General features: G+C 68.9%; 20 protein-coding genes. 8 read left to right on the top strand and 12 right to left on the bottom strand.

The features are described 5' to 3' along the window. From JJ685_RS12740 to JJ685_RS12705, 8 genes are all read right to left on the bottom strand, one after another. A complete protein-coding gene (locus tag JJ685_RS12740; protein ID WP_201674588.1) occupies positions 1–729 on the bottom strand; it encodes a heme-copper oxidase subunit III family protein in 729 nt (242 codons plus the stop codon). Between the two features lie 35 nt (positions 730–764). Next, the gene (locus tag JJ685_RS12735) at positions 765–1,463 is read right to left on the bottom strand and encodes a cytochrome c oxidase subunit 3 (protein WP_236598894.1); all 699 of its coding nucleotides are present in this window, start codon (positions 1,461–1,463) and stop codon (positions 765–767) included. A 4-nt stretch (positions 1,464–1,467) separates the two neighbouring features. Further along, positions 1,468–3,267, bottom strand: a complete 1,800-nt coding sequence (locus JJ685_RS12730; RefSeq protein ID WP_201674587.1) for a cytochrome c oxidase subunit I — start codon at positions 3,265–3,267, stop codon at positions 1,468–1,470. A 21-nt stretch (positions 3,268–3,288) separates the two neighbouring features. Beyond that, the gene (locus JJ685_RS12725) at positions 3,289–4,641 is read right to left on the bottom strand and encodes a c-type cytochrome (protein ID WP_201674586.1); all 1,353 of its coding nucleotides are present in this window, start codon (positions 4,639–4,641) and stop codon (positions 3,289–3,291) included. Position 4,642: 1 nt separating this feature from the next. Then, positions 4,643–5,155: a hypothetical protein gene (locus tag JJ685_RS12720; protein WP_201674585.1), complete on the bottom strand. Its 513-nt coding sequence runs from the start codon at positions 5,153–5,155 to the stop codon at positions 4,643–4,645. A gap of 115 nt (positions 5,156–5,270) precedes the next feature. Next, positions 5,271–5,918, bottom strand: a complete 648-nt coding sequence (locus tag JJ685_RS12715; RefSeq protein WP_201674584.1) for a MarC family protein — start codon at positions 5,916–5,918, stop codon at positions 5,271–5,273. Continuing rightward, positions 5,918–6,415: a MaoC family dehydratase gene (locus JJ685_RS12710; RefSeq protein ID WP_201674583.1), complete on the bottom strand. Its 498-nt coding sequence runs from the start codon at positions 6,413–6,415 to the stop codon at positions 5,918–5,920. Before JJ685_RS12710 ends, JJ685_RS12715 begins: the two co-directional genes overlap by 1 nt. Further along, the gene (locus JJ685_RS12705) at positions 6,415–7,161 is read right to left on the bottom strand and encodes an SDR family oxidoreductase (RefSeq protein ID WP_201674582.1); all 747 of its coding nucleotides are present in this window, start codon (positions 7,159–7,161) and stop codon (positions 6,415–6,417) included. Before JJ685_RS12705 ends, JJ685_RS12710 begins: the two co-directional genes overlap by 1 nt. Before the next feature lie 129 nt (positions 7,162–7,290). Here JJ685_RS12705 and JJ685_RS12700 point away from each other — a divergent pair, with 129 nt between their 5' ends. Genes JJ685_RS12700 through JJ685_RS12690 form a run of 3 tightly spaced genes read left to right on the top strand, consistent with a single transcriptional unit; the run spans position 7,291 to position 9,558 of the window. Continuing rightward, on the top strand, positions 7,291–7,974 hold the full coding sequence (locus JJ685_RS12700; protein ID WP_201674581.1) for a dienelactone hydrolase family protein: 684 nt from the start codon (positions 7,291–7,293) through the stop codon (positions 7,972–7,974). A 1-nt stretch (position 7,975) separates the two neighbouring features. Continuing rightward, on the top strand, positions 7,976–8,851 hold the full coding sequence (locus JJ685_RS12695; protein ID WP_201674580.1) for an amidohydrolase family protein: 876 nt from the start codon (positions 7,976–7,978) through the stop codon (positions 8,849–8,851). Positions 8,852–8,904: 53 nt separating this feature from the next. Next, positions 8,905–9,558, top strand: coding sequence for a glutathione S-transferase family protein (locus JJ685_RS12690; RefSeq protein WP_201674579.1), 654 nt, complete (start codon positions 8,905–8,907; stop codon positions 9,556–9,558). On the opposite strand, the gene JJ685_RS12685 is transcribed toward JJ685_RS12690, so the two are convergent. From JJ685_RS12685 to hemB, 4 genes are read right to left on the bottom strand one after another with little or no spacing between them, the layout of a single operon-like run. Further along, positions 9,541–10,269, bottom strand: coding sequence for a DUF72 domain-containing protein (locus JJ685_RS12685; protein WP_201674578.1), 729 nt, complete (start codon positions 10,267–10,269; stop codon positions 9,541–9,543). The genes JJ685_RS12690 and JJ685_RS12685 overlap by 18 nt on opposite strands. Further along, the gene (locus JJ685_RS12680; protein ID WP_330901753.1) at positions 10,266–10,865 is read right to left on the bottom strand and encodes a DUF1003 domain-containing protein; all 600 of its coding nucleotides are present in this window, start codon (positions 10,863–10,865) and stop codon (positions 10,266–10,268) included. The genes JJ685_RS12685 and JJ685_RS12680 overlap by 4 nt, the downstream gene beginning before the upstream one ends. 1 nt (position 10,866) lies before the next feature. Beyond that, complete coding sequence (locus JJ685_RS12675) at positions 10,867–11,970, bottom strand: magnesium transporter CorA family protein (protein ID WP_201674577.1); 1,104 nt, start codon at positions 11,968–11,970, stop codon at positions 10,867–10,869. A gap of 22 nt (positions 11,971–11,992) precedes the next feature. Next, positions 11,993–12,997, bottom strand: coding sequence for a porphobilinogen synthase (gene hemB / locus JJ685_RS12670; RefSeq protein ID WP_201674576.1), 1,005 nt, complete (start codon positions 12,995–12,997; stop codon positions 11,993–11,995). Between the two features lie 317 nt (positions 12,998–13,314). Here hemB and JJ685_RS12665 point away from each other — a divergent pair, with 317 nt between their 5' ends. From JJ685_RS12665 to JJ685_RS12645, 5 genes are read left to right on the top strand one after another with little or no spacing between them, the layout of a single operon-like run. Further along, the gene (locus JJ685_RS12665; protein WP_201674575.1) at positions 13,315–13,737 is read left to right on the top strand and encodes a CopD family protein; all 423 of its coding nucleotides are present in this window, start codon (positions 13,315–13,317) and stop codon (positions 13,735–13,737) included. Further along, a complete protein-coding gene (locus tag JJ685_RS12660; RefSeq protein WP_201674574.1) occupies positions 13,737–14,867 on the top strand; it encodes a VanZ family protein in 1,131 nt (376 codons plus the stop codon). The genes JJ685_RS12665 and JJ685_RS12660 overlap by 1 nt, the downstream gene beginning before the upstream one ends. Then, positions 14,864–15,208 (top strand): (2Fe-2S) ferredoxin domain-containing protein, encoded by a 345-nt coding sequence (locus tag JJ685_RS12655; protein WP_201674573.1) that lies wholly within the window; start codon positions 14,864–14,866, stop codon positions 15,206–15,208. Before JJ685_RS12660 ends, JJ685_RS12655 begins: the two co-directional genes overlap by 4 nt. Beyond that, a complete protein-coding gene (locus JJ685_RS12650) occupies positions 15,208–15,837 on the top strand; it encodes an alpha/beta hydrolase (RefSeq protein WP_201674572.1) in 630 nt (209 codons plus the stop codon). The genes JJ685_RS12655 and JJ685_RS12650 overlap by 1 nt, the downstream gene beginning before the upstream one ends. Then, positions 15,834–16,994: a D-alanyl-D-alanine carboxypeptidase family protein gene (locus JJ685_RS12645; RefSeq protein ID WP_201674571.1), complete on the top strand. Its 1,161-nt coding sequence runs from the start codon at positions 15,834–15,836 to the stop codon at positions 16,992–16,994. Before JJ685_RS12650 ends, JJ685_RS12645 begins: the two co-directional genes overlap by 4 nt. Positions 16,995–17,058 lie beyond the last annotated feature (64 nt).

Below are 17,058 nucleotides of genomic sequence, written 5' to 3'. Positions count from 1 at the left end.
TTACCAGAGATAGAAGAATGCGAAGATGAAGACCCAGACCAGGTCCACGAAGTGCCAGTACAGGCCCATGATCTCGACGATCTCGTAGTTGCCCTTGCGGCCGGTCAGGAAGCCCGGACGCTGGTGGTCGAGGTCGCCGCGCCGCACCTTGGTCGCGACGATGATCAGGAAGATCACGCCGATCGTCACGTGGGTGCCGTGGAAGCCGGTGATCATGAAGAAGGAGGAGCCGAACTGGGCCGCTCCCCAGGGGTTCGACCAGGGCCGCACGCCTTCCATGATCAGCTTGGTCCACTCGAAGGCCTGCATGCCGACGAAGGTCGCGCCCAGCGCCGCGGTCGCCAGCATCAGCCAGAAGGTCGTCTTGCGGTCGCGCCGGTAGCCGAAGTTCACCGCCAGCGCCATCGTCCCGCTGCTGCTGATCAGGACGAAGGTCATGATGGCGATCAGCAGCAGCGGCACGCTGCGGCCGAACATGTGGAGGGAGAAGACCTCGCTCGGGTTCGGCCATGGCACGGTGGTCGACATGCGCACCGTCATGTACGAGATCAGGAAGCTGCCGAAGATGAAGGTGTCGCTGAGCAGGAAGATCCACATCATCGGCTTGCCCCAGGGCACGTCCTTGAAGACGCGCTGGTCCGAGGACACGTCCGTGGCGACGCTTTGCCAGCGGCTGGGCGCCGGCAGCACTTCCGCGGTATCGAGGTCGAGGGCCTGGTGCGTCGTCATGGATTCCGCTCCTGGGGTGGATGGGGAGGGGCCGGTCACAAGGGGGTCGCCGCCGAACAGATCGCGAGGCCGAGCTCGTTCGACACCAGCAGCGCGTACAGCACCGCCCAGACGCCGAGCAGGTAGTGCCAGTAGGTGGCGCAGAGTTCGATGCCGAGCCGCACGCGCGCCGGATCCCCTCCGCGCCACGCGCGCGAGGTGGCGCGCGCCCAGGCCACCAGCCCGCCGAGGACGTGCGCGCCATGCACCGCGGTCAGGAGGTAGAAGAAGGAAGTGGCCGGGCTGGACGTCAGGAAGTAGCCGGCCGCATCCAGTTGCTTCCAGACGACCAGTTGCCCCGCGAGGAAGCCCAGCGTCAGCAGCCCGCTCGCCAGCAGGCCGCGGCGCACGCGCTGCGAATCCTCGCGGCGCGCGCCCTGCACCGTCCACTGCATCGCCAGGCTGGCGCCGACCAGCACGGCGGTGTTGAGCATCAGCAGCGGCGGACGCGGCAGCGGCGCCCAGTCCTGGAAGCTCAATCGCATCGCGTAGGCACTGACGAACAGCGCGAACAGCGAGCTCGCCACCCCGAGGAAGACCCACAGCGCCGTCTTCGCCGAGGTGGAGGCCGCGGCGGCGGGCACTTCCGGCAGGACGGCCTGCGCCTGCCAGGGCTGCACGTTGATGGTCTGGCGGAACAGCCACCACACGATGACGCCCATCATCCCCGAGAGGAGCACCAGTCCGATGGTCATGGCGTCAGTTCCCCGTCGGCTGCGGCGCCTTCGCCCAGGCTTCGGCCGCCACCTGCGAGGGCGGTACGTTCTGCGGGATGAAGTCGGTCTTCAACCCCGGCACCCCGTAGTCGTACGGCCAGCGGTACACCGCCGGCAACTCCTTGCCGAAGTTCCCGTGCCTGGGCGGCGTGTGCGGCGTCTGCCACTCCAGCGTGGTGGCGTTCCACGGGTTGTGGCCGGCGGGACGGCCGCGGAAGTAGCTCGTCACCAGGTTGAAGAGGAAGAAGAACTGACCGGCGCCGACCACCAGGGCCGCCAGCGTGATCGCCACGTTCAGGGAGTGCGCCGACTCGGGGATGAAGTTGGTGCCCGAGATCGCGTAGTAGCGCCGCGGCACGCCCATGAACCCGAGATAGTGCATGGGGTAGTAGATCGCGTAGCTGCCCACGAAGGTGATCCAGAAGTGGATCTTGCCGAGCGTGTCGTCCAGCATGCGCCCCGTGATCTTGGGGTACCAGTGGTAGATCGCCCCGAACACCACCAGGATCGGCGCGATGGCCATGACCATGTGGAAATGCGCCACGACGAACATGGTGTCCGACAGCGGCAGGTCCACCACCACGTTGCCGAGGAAGAGGCCGGTGAGGCCGCCGTTGACGAAGGTGAAGATGAAGCCGATGGCGAACAGCATCGGCACCGTCAGGTGGATGTTGCCGCGCCACAGCGTCAGCACCCAGTTGTAGACCTTGATGGCGGTGGGGATCGCGATCAGCAGCGTCGTGGTGGCGAAGAAGAAGCCGAAATACGGATTCATCCCGCTGACGTACATGTGGTGCGCCCACACGACGAAGCTCAGGCCGCCGATGATCAGGATGGCCCACACCATCATCCGGTAGCCGAAGATGTTCTTGCGGGCGTGCGTGCTGATCAGGTCGGACACGATGCCGAAGGCGGGCAGCGCCACGATGTAGACCTCGGGGTGGCCGAAGAACCAGAACAGGTGCTGGAACAGCAGCGGGTTGCCGCCGGAGTAGCTCAGTTGCTGCCCCTTGGAGACCATCGCGGGCATGAAGAAGCTGGTGCCCAGCGTCAGGTCCAGCGTCATCATGATCGCGCTGACGAACAGGGCGGGGAACGCCAGCAGCGCCAGCACCGTGGCCATGAAGATGCCCCACACCGTGAGCGGCAGCCGCATCATGGTCATGCCGCGGGCGCGCGCCTGCAGCACGGTCACCACGTAGTTCAGGCCGCCCATGGTGAAGCCGATGATGAACACGATCAGCGACAGCAGCATCAGGATGATGCCGCCGTGCGACCCCGGCGTGCCGTCGAGGATCGCCTGCGGCGGATAGAGCGTCCAGCCCGCGCCGGTGGCCCCGCCCGGGACGAAGAAGCTCGCGACCAGCAGCAGCACGGCGAGCAGGTAGACCCAGTAGCTGAGCATGTTCACGTACGGGAACACCATGTCGCGCGCACCCACCATCAGGGGGATCAGGTAGTTGCCGAACCCGCCCAGGAACAGCGCCGTCAGCAGGTAGATCACCATGATCATCCCGTGCATGCTGACGAACTGCAGGTAGTTGCTGGGGTCGATGAAGGCGAAGCGGCCGGGGAAGCCGAGCTGCAGCCGCATCAGCCAGGACAGCACCAGCGCCACCAGGCCGATGCCGATCGCGGTGACCGAGTACTGGATCGCGATCACCTTCGCGTCCTGGCTCCAGACGTACTTGCCGATGAAGGTCTTGGGGTGGTAGAGCTCGACCTCACCCACCTCCGCAGGCGGGGCGAATTCGGTTTCGTCGTGGTAAACGTGGGACGACATCGAAACCTCCTGCGCCCGGCCTCAGGGCTTGTTGATGTAGGCAATGACGTCGCCGATCGCCGCATCGTCCGCGAGCATCGCGGCGATCAGCGCCATCTGGGCGCCGTGGGGATCCTGCGCGTGGGTGCCGCGCACGCCCTCCCGGAAGTTCCTGAGCTGCCTGGCCATGTACCAGTCGCTCATGCCCTTGAGCCGCGGCGCGTTCGTCGCCACGATGCCCTGGCCCTGCGCGCCGTGGCAGGCCGCGCAGGTCGCGTAGCGCCGGCTGCCGCTGCTGGCGTTGCCCTGGATCGTCGCGGGAGCCGGCGTGTCGGGCAGGCTCGCGATGTAGGCCGCGACGTTGGCGATGGCGGCATCGTCTGGGAGCGTGGCGGCCATCGGCACCATCATCTTGCCGAAGGTGTCCTTCTCGTGCGTGCCGCGCGAGCCCTGCTTGAACTGCTTCAGCTGCCGCTCCAGGTACCACGCCGGCTGGCCGCTCAGCTTCGGGGCGTTCATCGCGACATTGCCTTCGCCCTGCTGGCCATGGCAGGCGCCGCATGCGGCGAACAGGCCCTTGCCGGCCCCCGCGTCGGCGGGCGCGCGGGCGCTGATCTGCGCGTACGTCGGCTGGCGATCGAGCCAGGCCTGGAAGGTGGCGGCGTCCTCCACCACCATCCGGCCGCGCATCGCGTAGTGGCCGATGCCGCACAGTTCCTGGCACAGCAGGTCGTAGGTACCCGCCTTGGTGGGGGTGAACCACACGCGCGTGATCAGGCCGGGCACCAGGTCCATCTTCACCCGGATCTCCGCGATGGCGAAGTTGTGCAGCACGTCCTTCGAACGCAGCAGCACCCTCACGGGCCGGCCCAGGGGCAGGTGCAGCTCGGGGCTGGACACCAGCACGTCGTCGCGGCCGTTCGGGTCGTTCGGGTTCATGCCGAAGGGATTCGCCGCGTCGACGAAGCGCGCGTCCACCGTCCCGAGCTTGCCGTCCTTGCCGGGCAGCCGGTAGCTCCAGTTCCACTGCTGCGCGACCGCCTCCACCACGTCGGCCTCGGGCGGCACGTTGACGAACTGCGCCCAGACCACCAGGCCCGGCGCCAGCATGGAGGCGACGCCGAGCGTGGTGATGATCAGCAGGCGCCATTCGAGCTTCTTGTTCTCCGGCTCGTATTCGGCCCGCGCATCGTGGCGGTGCCGATAGCGGATCACCGCCCAGGCCGTGAACCCGGACACGGCGATGAACACGACGCCCGTCACCCAGAAGGTGATGCTGATGGTGTTGTCGATGGTCGCCCAGTTGGAGGCGATGGGAGTGAAGTACCAGGGGCTCAGGATGTGGAACAGCACCGAGCCGAGGGCCAGCACGATCAACGCGATGGCGATCGCCATCCTAGGGCTCCGTGGCGGTTCTGTTGAGCCTCCAGTACAGCAGGCCGGCCACGCTGCCGAACACCACATGGGCCGCGAGCGTCGGCCCGCCGACGAGGTCGGCCAGCCACGGCAGGAAGTTCACCACCACGAAGTGGAAATTGACCAGGTAGAGCAGGACGCCCATCACCGCGCCCGCCGCGATGGCGTGCGCTGGCGTGGTGTCGAGGTCGAGTCGTGCCAGCACCCAGCCGGTGGCGAGGCCGAACACGACCCCGACGCCGTAGTGGATGGCCAGCGCGACGGCCACCACCCCGGCATTGAAGCCGAAGCCGGTGGAGCGCAAGGCGCTGTCGCCGAGGAAGATCGGCGCGATCATGTGCGATGTGCGCCAGGGCCCGCCGGGGTTGAAGAGGGCCGACCAGACAAGGTCCAGCACCATCAGCACCGCGCCCGCGGCAAAACCTGCAACCGCCGCGGCGATCCAGTCGGTGGCATGCCGCTGCGAGCTACGCAGGCCCATGAGAGCGTCCATCGCGACCTCCCCTCGTGTGCGAGAGAAACCCCCGGGAATTCGAGGGGTACCGAGGTTTTAAACGCGATTCCCGGCAATCCGCTGATAACCCTGCCGGCGTGTCAATCCTTCGTGCTCAGCCGGAGCCCGCGACACGCCCCAGGATCGGGAACAGATTGCCCAGTCCCTCCGCCATCACCTCGACAGCAAGCGCGGCCAGGATGAGGCCCATCAGCCGGGTGAGCACGTTGATGCCCGTGCGGCCCAGCACGCGCGCGATCGGCTCGGCGAGGGTGAAGCACACGGCCGTGACCACCGCGATCACGACCCCGTAGCCGAGGAGCACCGCCATGTCGAGCGCGTTGCGCGCGCGCTCGGCATAGATCACCACCGTCGACATCGTGGCGGGCCCCGTCAGCAGCGGGATCGTCAGCGGCACCACCGCGACGCTGTCGCCCATCGCGGCCTTTTCCGCGCCCGCTTCGAGGTCGTTGCTGGAGGCCTTGGCCTCCGCGGGCTTGGCGTTGAGCATGTTCAGCGCGCTGGTGAGCAGCAGCATGCCGCCGCCCACCTGGAAGCTCGCCAGCGAGATGCCGAAGAACTCGAGGATGCGGATCCCCAGCAGCGCGCAGCCGGCGATCACGAGGAAGGCCGACACCGCCGACACTTGCACGGTGTGCCGCCGCTGTTCGGCGGAGAGGCCCTGCGTGTAGTAGATGAAGAAAGGAATGATCGCCGGCGGGTTCACGATCGCCAGCAGCGTGATGAGGGGCTTGAATTCCATCAGGAGGCGCGCTGCGCGTCGATGCGGGCCAGTTCCTCCGCCGTGGCGGGCGCGCGGCGGCCGAAGAAGCCGTAGCCTTCCATCTCCATCACCTTGTCGCCGTGCTGGTTGAACAGCTCCCACCGCGCGCGGACCATGCCGGTGTCGGGCCGCTTGCGCAGCGCGCGCGATTCCACGATGGTGTGCCGCAGCGAGAGCACGTCGCCCGGGTACACCGGCTTGAGCCACTTCAGGCTCTCGAGCCCGGGCGAGCCCTTGCTGTCGGTGTGCCGCAGCAGGTTGTCGACCGTGAGGCGCATCGCCAGTCCGCAGGTCTGCCAGCCACTGGCGCACAGCGCGCCGAACATGGAGCGCTGCCCGGCCTCTTCGTCGAGGTGGAAGGGCTGCGGGTCGTAGCGGCGCGCGAACTCCTTGATCTCTTCCGCCGTCACTGTCGCCGTGCCGAGTTCGCGCACCGTGCCGGGCTGCATGTCCTCCCACCAGATCGTGACGGCCATCAGCGGGCTCCCGACACTTCGACCAGCGACATGGTCGTGTAGCTCGCCTCGGGCGAGAGCAGCCAGACGATGGCCTGCGCCACTTCCTCGGCGCTGCCGCCGCGCTGCATCGGCACCTGGTGCACCAGGTCGCGCACGCGGTTCGGGAGTCCACCCGAAGCGTGGATCTCCGTCTCGATGAGGCCCGGCCGCACCGCGTTGACGCGGATGCCCTCGGCCGCGACCTCCTTGGCCAGGCCGATGGTGAAGCTGTCGATCGCGCCCTTGGAGGCCGCGTAGTCGACGTACTGGCCGGGCGCGCCCAGGCGCGACGCGGCGCTGGACACGTTGACGATCGCGCCGCCGCGGCCGCCGTGGCGCGTGCTCATGCGCCGGACCGCTTCGCGCGCGCAGAGGAAGCTGCCGATCACGTTGATGTCGAACATGCGCTTCAGGCGCTGCAGGCTCATCTCGTCGACGCGCTGCGCGCGGTCCACCACGCCGGCGTTGTTGACCAGCGCGGTGAGGCGCCCCAGCTGGGCGTCCACCTGCGCGAACAGCGCGAGCACCTGCTGCTCGTCGGCCACATCGCCGTGGATCGCCACCGCCGTGCCGCCGCCGGCGCGGATGGCGCGCACCACCTCCTCGGCCGCTGCCTCGTTGCGCGTGTAGTTCACCGCCACCTTCCAGCCCTTGCGCGCGGCCAGCACGGCGGTGGCCGCACCGATGCCGCGGCTGCCGCCGGTGACCAACAGGACTTCTTCCATTCTTCCGTTCTCCACTGCCGCGCACTGCGCGCGAGCCGCCATTACATCAAAAGCTCCTTGTTGACGCGGCCGGGCGGCTGAGGGAAGCTCGCGCCTTCCCGAAAACCACCCAGCCACAGGAGACACGACATGGGGCAGTTCACGGACCTCAAGGCAGCCGACGGCCAGGCCATTCCCGCCTACCTGGCGCAACCCAAGGGCCAGCCCAAGGGCGGCATCGTGGTGATCCAGGAGATCTTCGGCGTCAACTCGCACATCCGCGCCGTGACGGACGGCTATGCCGCCGAGGGCTACCTCGCGATCGCGCCGGCGATCTTCCATCGCATCAAGCCCAACGTGGAGCTCGGCTACCAGGAAGACGACATGACCGAGGGCATGTCGCTGAAGAACGCGGTCGAGAACCTGCCTTCACCCGGCGTGATGCAGGACATCCAGGCGGCGATCAAGCAGGTCTCGCAGGCCGGCAAGGTGGGCATCGTCGGCTACTGCTACGGCGGCCTGCTGACGTGGCGGTCCGCCTGCACGCTCGACGGACTCAGCGCCGCGGTGCCGTACTACGGCGGCGGCGTCACCACGCCGCAGGAGGTCGCGCGCAAGCCCAAGTGCCCGGTGCTGGCCCACTTCGGCGACCAGGACCACTGGATCACCCTCGAGAGCGTCGAGGTGTTCAAGAAGGCGCATCCCGAGGTCGAGGTGCACGTGTACCACGCCAACCACGGCTTCAACTGCGACCAGCGCGGCTCGTACAACGCCGAAGCCGCGAAGCTGGCGCGCGAGCGCACGCTGGCCTTCTTCGCGCAGCACCTGGCCTGACATGCGCTGGGCCGGCCTGCTGGCCTGCGTGCTCGGTTCGGCGGCGCTGGCCGCCGACTACGGCGGGCCGATCTTCGACGCGCACCTGCACTACAACGAGGAAGCCTTCAACGGCAGCGAGGGCCCGCATCCGCTGCCCGACGTGCTGGGGCGCATGCAGCGCAACGGCGTGCGCGCGATCGTCGCGAACTCGCGCCCCAACGACGGCACCCGCTCGCTGGCGCAGGCGCCGGAGACGCGCCAGGCCGGCGTGACGGTGGTGCCTTTCGTCCGCCTGTACCGCAATCGCGCCGACTACGACAGCTGGTTCCGTGACGAATCGATCTACGAGATGGTGCAGGCGGAGCTGGCGCGCGGCACCGCCGCCGGACCCTATCGCGGCCTGGGCGAGTTCCACCTGTACGAGTCCGCCAACGCGAACGGGCCGGTGGCGCGCAAGCTGATGGCGCTGGCGGAGGAGAAGGAGCTGGCGGTGCTGGCGCACGTGGACGATGCGGCGATCGACCTGCTGATGGCGCACACGCCCTCGAAGGGCGCGAAGGCGCGGCTGATCTGGGCCCACACCGGCATCGGCGGCGCCCCGGTGGCGCGGGTGGAGCAGCTGCTGGCGAAGTACCCGCGCCTCATGGGCGAGCTCTCCTACCGCCCCGGCCTCACCTGCGAGGGCGGCAGGCTTTGCCCCGAATGGCGCCAGTTGCTCCTGAAGTACCCGACCCGCTTCCTGCTCGGGTCGGACACCTGGGTCAACCAGCGCTGGCTGTACTACGACGACACGATGAAGGGCTACCGGGCCTGGCTGGGCGAACTGCCCGCCGACGTGGCGCGCCGCATCGCGTGGGAGAACGGCGCCACGCTGTTCGGCCTGCGGCAGCCCTGAGCGGGAAGCGGTCGCCCGCTGCTGTAATGTTCGGGGCCAAGGAGCGGCTTCCCATGGCATTGCGTCTGTATTACTACCCCGCCACCGCGGCGATGATTCCGCACATCCTGCTGGAGGAGATCGGCCAGCCCTACGAACGGGTGTTCGTGGACCGCGCCGCCGACGAACACAAGGGCGGGGCCTACCTGAAGCTCAATCCGAACGGCACGCTGCCGGTGCTGGCCGACGGCGATTTCGTCCTGTACGAGACGGCGGCCATCGTGCTGCACCTGTGCGACCGCTTCCCCCAGGCGCGCCTCGCGCCGCCTGCCGGGACGCCCGAACGGTCCCATTTCCACCAGTGGCTGGCCTGGCTGACGAACACCTTGCAGGCCACCCTGATGGTCTATTTCTACCCGGAGCGCTGGGTGGCGGATGGGAATGCCGCGGGCGCGGCGGAAGTGAAGGCGAGGGCGCAGGAACGGGTGGGGCCGCTGCTGGACCAGCTCGATGCGCTGGTGGCGCGCCACGGCGGGCCGTGGCTGCTCGGCGACTCGTACGGCGCGCTCGATCCCTATGTGTTCACCCTGTGCCGCTGGACGCGCAACTTCAGCGCCGGCAAGGCGCGTGAGCGCGACCACCTGGGGCCTTACCTGCAGCGAATGAGCGAGCGGCCCGCGGTGCAGCGCGTGTTCGCCGCCGAAGGGCTCTCAGCGCCCTTCTTCTAGCAGGCGCAGCAGCGTCAGGGCGTCGCCGGTCGCGGCGCCGGAAGCGGTGTTGTCGAAGATGCACCAGACCTCGGCGCCCTCGGCCCCGGCCTGTCGCATGCGGCGCGCCAGCGCCTGCAGCAGCGGGGGCGGGTACGCCGAGTAGTACATGCGGGGCGAACCGTGCAGCCGCAGGTACACGAGCCCCGGCCAGCCCGCGGGCCAGGCGCCGGCTGCGTGTCGGACCGGGTCGGCGAGCACGCGCGCGACCTGCAGCTCGCGCAGCAGCGCGTCCGGCTCCGCGCCGAACCACGACGCGTGGCGCGGCTCGAGCGCCAGCCGGCCGGCGAAGCGGGCGCGCAGCAGGGCCAGGAAGGGCCGCGCCGCGCCCGCATCGAAAGCCAGGCTGGGCGGGAGCTGCACCAGCAGGCACGCGAGCCGGTCGCCCAGGTGGCGGGCCTGCGCCAGGTATTCGTCGAGCGCCTGTTCGCACCCGAGCAGCCGCCGCTCGTGCGTGATGGTCTTCGGCAGCTTCGCGCTGAAGCGGAACCCCGCCGGCACCGCCTGCGCCCAGCGCTCGTACAAGGAGGGCTGGTGCGGCCGGTGAAACGAGGAATTGATCTCGGTGGCGGGAAAGCGGCTGGCGTAGCGCGCGAGGTGGCTCGCGCCGGGCCCGAAGCGCGCCTGCAGCTCGCGCGGCAGGTTCCAGCCCGCGCAGCCCACGAGGATCACTTGGCGGGCTTGCCGTTGGCGTGGGAGCGCGGCGGCTGGCCCGAGTGCTCGCGCAGTGCGTCGTCGATCTGGCGTGCCAGGGTCTCCGGCCGCGTGGCCTGTTCCAGCACGCGGACCTCGGGGTCGTCCTCCTCGGTGAATCCCAGCTTGCGCGCCATGCGATCGAGCAGCTGCAGGATCTTGGTGTTCTCCTGCTCGGCCAGCAGGTTGATCTGCAGGTCCAGCTGGCTGCGCCGCTCGGTGACCCGCATCTCGTAGTTCTGGGCGATCAGGATGAAGGACGACAGGAAGATCGCCTCCAGCGACACCACCAGGGTGAGGAATGTGAACGGGTAGGGGTCGAAGTGCGGCAGGCCCGGCAGCACGTTCCACCCGAGCCACGAGGCGAACACGGCGGCGTGGATCCACACGAAGGTGATGCTGCCGCAGAACCTCGCCACGAATTCGGCGATGCGGTCGGCGGTGGTGCGCTTGGCCACCGCCAGCTGTTCCAGCTTGCGCATCGCCTGCACGTTCTCGCGCGTGAGGTCCGCGACGGTGCGCGGCCGGCGGTAGCTGGAATGCTCGCGGTGGTTGTCGCCCGTCGCGTGTTCCACGTCAATGCCCCGTGCGCGCCAGGTAGCGCTTGCGCCAGAACACGATCCCGAGCAGCACGGCGATGACGCCCATGGCGGCCAGGGTCCACCAGAACCCCGCCGCCTGGTGGGTCAGGGGCAGCAGTTCGAAGTTCATCCCGAAGATGCCGGCGATCAGGTTCAGCGGCAGGAAGATGGCGGTGAGGGCCGTGAGCGTGCGCATGATGTCGTTGGTGCGGTTGCCGACCGCGGAGAAGTGGATCTGCACCGCGGTCTCCGCGCTCTGCTCCATGCGGTTGACGTGGTGCACCACGCGCTCCACGTGTTCGACCACGTCGCGGGCGCGGGCGAGCAGGCCGTCGCGCTCGGCCTGCGACATCCAGGGTGGCGGCTGCTCCCGCTGGCTGTCCAGCCATTCCTGCATGGCGTCGTTCTGCTCCTCGCACAGGTCCTGCAGCATGTGCAGCGCGTTGCGCGCGGTCATGAGCGCCGCCCAGTCCACCTCGGCCGTGGTGCGCGGCGCGAGCAGCGCCTGCTGCCAGCCATCGAGTTCGGCGCTGAGGACCTTGCGCAGCTCCAGGTAGCTGTCCACCACCAGGTTCAGCATCCGCAGCATCAGGTCGGCCGCGCCGGAGGGCAGCCGGGTGCGCGCCGAGGCGCTCAGGCCTTCGCTGCGCAGGGCGTCCTGCAGGTAGCGCTCGATGAAGGCGCGCGCGGCGAAGCAGCCGGCCGGGTGCACCGTGATCAGCAGGCGGTCGAACACCACGAAACCCAGCGCGCGCGTGCTGATGCGGCCGAAGGCCGCCAGCGGCCCCTTGCCGGCCATCGCCGCCTCGCCGAGCTCGGCGCGCACCTCCGGCTCGCTGGCGAGCCGGCGGAAGATCACCAGGTCGTAGACCGAGGTGTAGTCGTAGCGGGAAGGGTGGCCGCGGTTGCCCAGGTCCTTGACGTGCAGGTCCAGCAGGGGCGAGCCGCCGAGGGCCTGGGCGGCCCGCTGCAGAACGGGCAGGTCCTGCTCGAGGTGCTCCCGTTCCAGGTAGATCCAGACGAAGCCGCCCTGCGGCGCCCGGGTGGGAACATGGTCGAGGAACCGCAGCGTGCCGGCGCCGAATTCGACAATCTGCACGCTGCCGTCTTCCCGTGGCGCCTCAGGCGCGCAGCTGGCGCGCGGCGTCGAGCGCGAAATAGGTCAGGACGCCGTCGGCGCCGGCGCGCTTGAAGGCGAGCAGGCTTTCCATCATCACGAGGTCGTGGTCCAGCCAGCCGTTGGCGGCCGCGGCCTTCAGCATCGCGTACTCGCCCGAGACCTGGTAGGCGAAGGTCGGGACCTTGAATTCGTCCTTCACGCGCCGCACGATGTCCAGGTAGGGCATGCCGGGCTTCACCATCACCATGTCGGCGCCTTCGGCGAGGTCCATCGCCACTTCGCGCACGGCCTCGTCGCTGTTGCCCGGGTCCATCTGGTAGACCTTCTTGTTGCTCTTCCCCAGGTTGGCGGAGGAACCCACGGCATCGCGGAACGGGCCGTAGAAGGCGCTCGCGTACTTGGCGCTGTACGCCATGATGCGGGTGTGGACATGGCGGTCGGCTTCCAGCGCCTGGCGGATCGCGCCGATGCGGCCGTCCATCATGTCCGAGGGGGCCACGATGTCGACGCCGGCCTGCGCCTGGGTCAGCGCCTGCTTGACCAGGACCTCCACCGTCTCGTCGTTCAGGATGTAGCCGGTCTCGTCCAGCAGGCCGTCCTGGCCGTGGCTGGTGAAGGGGTCCAGGGCCACGTCGGTCATCACGCCCAGCTCGGGGAATTCCCTCTTGAGGCGCTGCACCGCCCGGGGCACCAGGCCCTCCGGGTTGAAGGCTTCGCGCCCGTCGGGCGTTTTCTTCGACGGGTCGATCACCGGGAACAGCGCCAGCGCCGGCACCCCCAGCTTGAGGCACTCCTCCGCCACCGGCAGCAGGAGGTCGACGCTGACCCGCTCCACCCCGGGCATGGAAGCCACCGCCTGGCGCTGCTTCTGGCCGTCCAGGACGAACACCGGATAGATGAAGTCGTTCGCACTCACGGCGTGCTCGCGTACCAGGTTGCGCGTGAACTCGTCACGCCGCAGGCGCCGCGGACGGCCGTTCGGGTAGGGGGCGAAGAAGGAAGTCATACCGAAAATTGTGCCCCAAGCCAGCCCGGGCGCAGTTTTCCGGCCGTTCCGGGCCCCTGCCGCGGGCTTGCCGGGAGGCGTGGCCCGCGTCAGTGAGCTTAAGCCTTTATGCTTGAAAGCCGAACTGTGCGCTGCTAAATTACGGCTCGGGCGGCTTGCCGCCCCCCGCTTTTCCTCCCTGAGCGGGCGCCTTGATGTGTGACAGCAAAAAGGCTTCCCACCCCGGCCGAAAGCCGGGGCTTTTTTTTGCCTGCGGGCGCCCGGCGTGGCCGGTCCGCGCAGCGCCCGGAGGTCCGGCGCTTCCTTACACTCGCGCCATGCTCTGGATCAAGGCCTTCCACATCTTCTTCGTGGCGAGCTGGTTCGCCGGTCTGTTCTACCTGCCGCGCATCTACGTGAACCTGGCGATGGTGCCGGCCGGCTCGGAGGCGGAGCGGCAGCGGCTCCTGCTGATGTCGCGCAAGCTCCTGAAGTTCATGACGATGATCGCGGTGCCCGCCCTGGGGCTGGGCCTCTGGCTGTGGCTGGGCGTCGGCGTGGGGCGCGGTCAGGGCTGGATGCACGCCAAGCTGCTGATCGTGATCCTGATCGTCGGCTACCACCATGCCTGCTCGGTGCTGCTTCGCAAGTTCGAAGCCGGCACCATGCAGCGCGGCCACGTCTTCTTCCGCTGGTTCAACGAAATCCCCGTGCTGTTCCTGCTGGGCGCCATCCTGCTCGTCGTCCTCAAGCCCTTCTGATGCACAAGACATCGGCGTGGCCGCTGGCGGGTGCGTACACCGTCCTGGTGGTGTATGCCAGCCTCTATCCCTTCTCGGGGTGGCGCAACCAGGAGATCCCGCCGTGGGAGTTCCTGTTCGCCGGCTGGCCGCGCTACTGGACCGGCTTCGACGTCGCGGCCAACGTGGCCGGCTACGTGCCCCTCGGCTTCCTGCTGGCCCTGAGCTTCCTGCGGCGCGGCAACGTCCGCTTCTTCGCCGCGCATCCGAACGTCGCCGCGATCGCTGTGGCCGTCGGGGCCGGCACCGCCCTGTCCTTCTGCATGGAGTCGCTGCAGGCTTTCCTGCCCTCGCGCGTGGCCTCCAACGTGGACTTCGGCCTGAACGTGGCCGGCACGCTGGCCGGGGCCGCGCTGGCCGCCGGCCTGGAACTGGCGGGCGTGGTCGACCACTGGAGCCGCTTCCGCGAGCGCTGGTTCATCCCGCAGGCGCGGGGTGCGCTGGTGCTGCTGGCCCTGTGGCCGTTCGCGCTGCTGTTCCCCGCCGCCGTGCCCCTGGGGCTCGGGCAGGTGCTCGAGCGGCTCGAAACCGGCCTGGCCGACTGGCTGCAGGACACGCCCTTCCTCGAGTGGCTGCCGGTGCGCGACGTGGAACTGCAGCCGCTGGTGCCGGCGGCGGAGCTTCTGTGCGTGGGGCTGGGCGCCTTCGTCCCCTGCCTGCTCGGGTACACCATCCTGCGCTCCACGGGCCGGCGCGCCGTCTTCGCGCTGGCCGCGATCGGCCTCGGCACGCTGGTGACCGCCCTGTCCGCCGCCCTCAGCTGGGGGCCGGCGCACGCGTGGGCCTGGCTCAGCATGCCGGTGCGACTCGGCCTGCTGTTCGGGCTGATGCTGTCGCTGCTGATGCTGGCAGTGCCGCGGCGCGGCTGCGCGGCGGTGCTGCTGCTGGTGCTGGTGGTGCACCTGGGCGTGCTGAACGCAGCGCCCGCCAGTGCCTACTTCACCGACACGCTGCAGGCCTGGGAGCAGGGGCGCTTCATCCGCTTCAACGGCCTGGCGCAGTGGCTTGGCTGGATCTGGCCTTACGCCGTGCTGGTGTATGTGCTGCTGCGCGTCTCGCGGCCGGACGCCACTTCTAGAATCCCGCCATGACCGCGACCGCACCGTCCCAGTACTACGAACACCACATCTTCTTCTGCCTCAACCAGCGCGCCAATGGCGAGGCCTGCTGCGCCGACCACGGCGCGCAGGCGGCCTTCGACCGCTGCAAGGCGCAGGTGAAGGCGCGCGGCCTCAACGGCCCGGGCAAGGTGCGCGTGAACAAGGCCGGCTGCATGGACCGCTGCCAGGGCGGCCCGATCGCCGTGGTCTACCCCGAAGGCGTCTGGTACACCTACGTGGACGAGAAGGACATCGACGAGATCGTCGAGTCGCACCTGCAGAACGGCAAGGTGGTCGAACGCCTGCTGACGCCCCCGCACCTGGGGCGCTGATGATCGCGCAGACGGAACGGCTGGAGCTCACGGGCCCGGCCGGACGGATCCAGTTGCTGCGCAACGCGCCGGAAGGCGCCTCGCGCGGCGTCGCCGTGATCGCCCACCCGCATCCGCTGTTCGGTGGAACGATGGACAACAAGGTGGTGCAGACGCTGGCGCGCGCCTTCGTGCAATGCGGCTGGACGGCCCTGCGCTTCAACTTCCGCGGCGTCGGCGCCAGCCAGGGCAGCTACGACGAAGGGCGCGGCGAAGCGGAGGACTTCCTGGCGGTCGTGCGCGAGCTCGCGTCCGAAGGGCCGCTGGCGCTGGCCGGCTTCTCCTTCGGCGCCTACGTCACGGCGCAGTCGCTGCAGTCGCTCTGGGGCTCGCGCGACGTGCGTGCGGTGGTGCTGGTGGGTACCGCCGCGTCGCGATTTCCGGTGCCGGCGCTGCCCGCCGAAGCGCACGAGCGCACATTGGTCATCCATGGCGAGGCCGACGACACGGTGGCCTTGTCTTCCGTCTTCGAATGGGCCCGGCCGCAGTCACTGCCCGTTACGGTCGTTCCCGGGGTCGAGCACTTCTTTCACGGACAATTGCCGCTCTTGAAGAACCTGGTGGTCCGCCACCTTCGCGCGCAGGAATGAAATCCCGTTGGTCGCAGGCGCTCCTCGCGCCGGTGCTGCTCTTCTTCTCGCTTTTCGCCGCCGCCCAGGTGCCCCAGCCCCCCGAGGTGGCAGCCCGCAGCTACCTGCTGATCGACGTCAGCGCCAACCAGGTCCTGGCCTCGCGCGAGATCGACGCGCCGGTGGAACCCGCGTCGCTCACCAAGCTGATGACCGGCTACCTGGTGTTCCAGGCGCTCAAGGCGAAGAAGATCGACCTGAAGCAGGCGATGCCGGTGAGTCAGCGTGCCTGGAAGATGGCGGGGTCGCGCATGTTCATCGACCCGAAGATGCAGGTGCCGGTGGAGGACCTCATCAAGGGCATGGTCGTCCAGTCGGGCAATGACGCCACCGTGGCCCTGGCCGAGGCCGTGGGCGGCTCGGTGGAGCGCTTCGTCGAGTTGATGAACCAGCAGGCCCAGGCGCTGGGCATGAAGAACACGACGTACAAGAACCCCGAGGGCCTGAGTGCGCCCGGCCACACCACCACGGCGCGCGACCTGGGCATCCTCGCCACGCGGCTGATGCAGGACTTCCCCGAGGACCTGCAGTACTACTCGATCAAGAAGTACCGCTACCAGGGCACGCCGACGGCCAACGACACCAACCGGAACATCCTGTTGTTCCGCGATCCGACGGTGGACGGCCTGAAGACCGGCCACACGGACGCGTCCGGCTACTGCCTGATCGCCACCGCCAGGCGCGACTTCCCGAACCTGAGGGGCCGGCGGCTGCTGGCGATCGTGCTGGGCGCCACCAGCGAGGCGGCGCGCGCGAACGAAGCACAGAAGCTGCTGAACTGGGGTTACACGGCGTACGAGGGCCTGAAGCTCTTCGATGGCGGCCAGCCGGTGCTGGAGCCGCAGGTCTGGAAGGGTTCCGAGAAGAGCGTCAAGCTCGGCCAGGCCCGGCCGATCGTGCTGGCGGTGCCGACCGGCAGCAGCTCGAAGATCAAGACCCAGGTGGCGCGGCCGGATCCGCTGGTCGCCCCCATCCAGAAGGGCCAACAGGTCGGCACCCTGAAGATCCTGGCCGGCGACCAGCTCCTGAGCGAGGTGCCCCTGGTGGCGCTGCAGGGCGTGGAGCAGGCGGGGGTCTTCGGGCGCGCCTGGGACGCGGTGCGGCTCTGGATCAAGTAGGGCGACAGCCGGGATCCCCGCGCAGGCGGGGACCCGGGACGGGCGCGCAGCACCCGTCGTCGGG

Origin of the sequence: Ramlibacter monticola, from assembly GCF_016722785.1 — a bacterium.
In the GTDB taxonomy this organism is placed as follows: Bacteria; Pseudomonadota; Gammaproteobacteria; order Burkholderiales; family Burkholderiaceae_C; genus Ramlibacter; species Ramlibacter monticola.
Note: the sequence above shows the minus strand (reverse complement) of the source record. Positions and strands in the feature narration are given on the sequence as shown.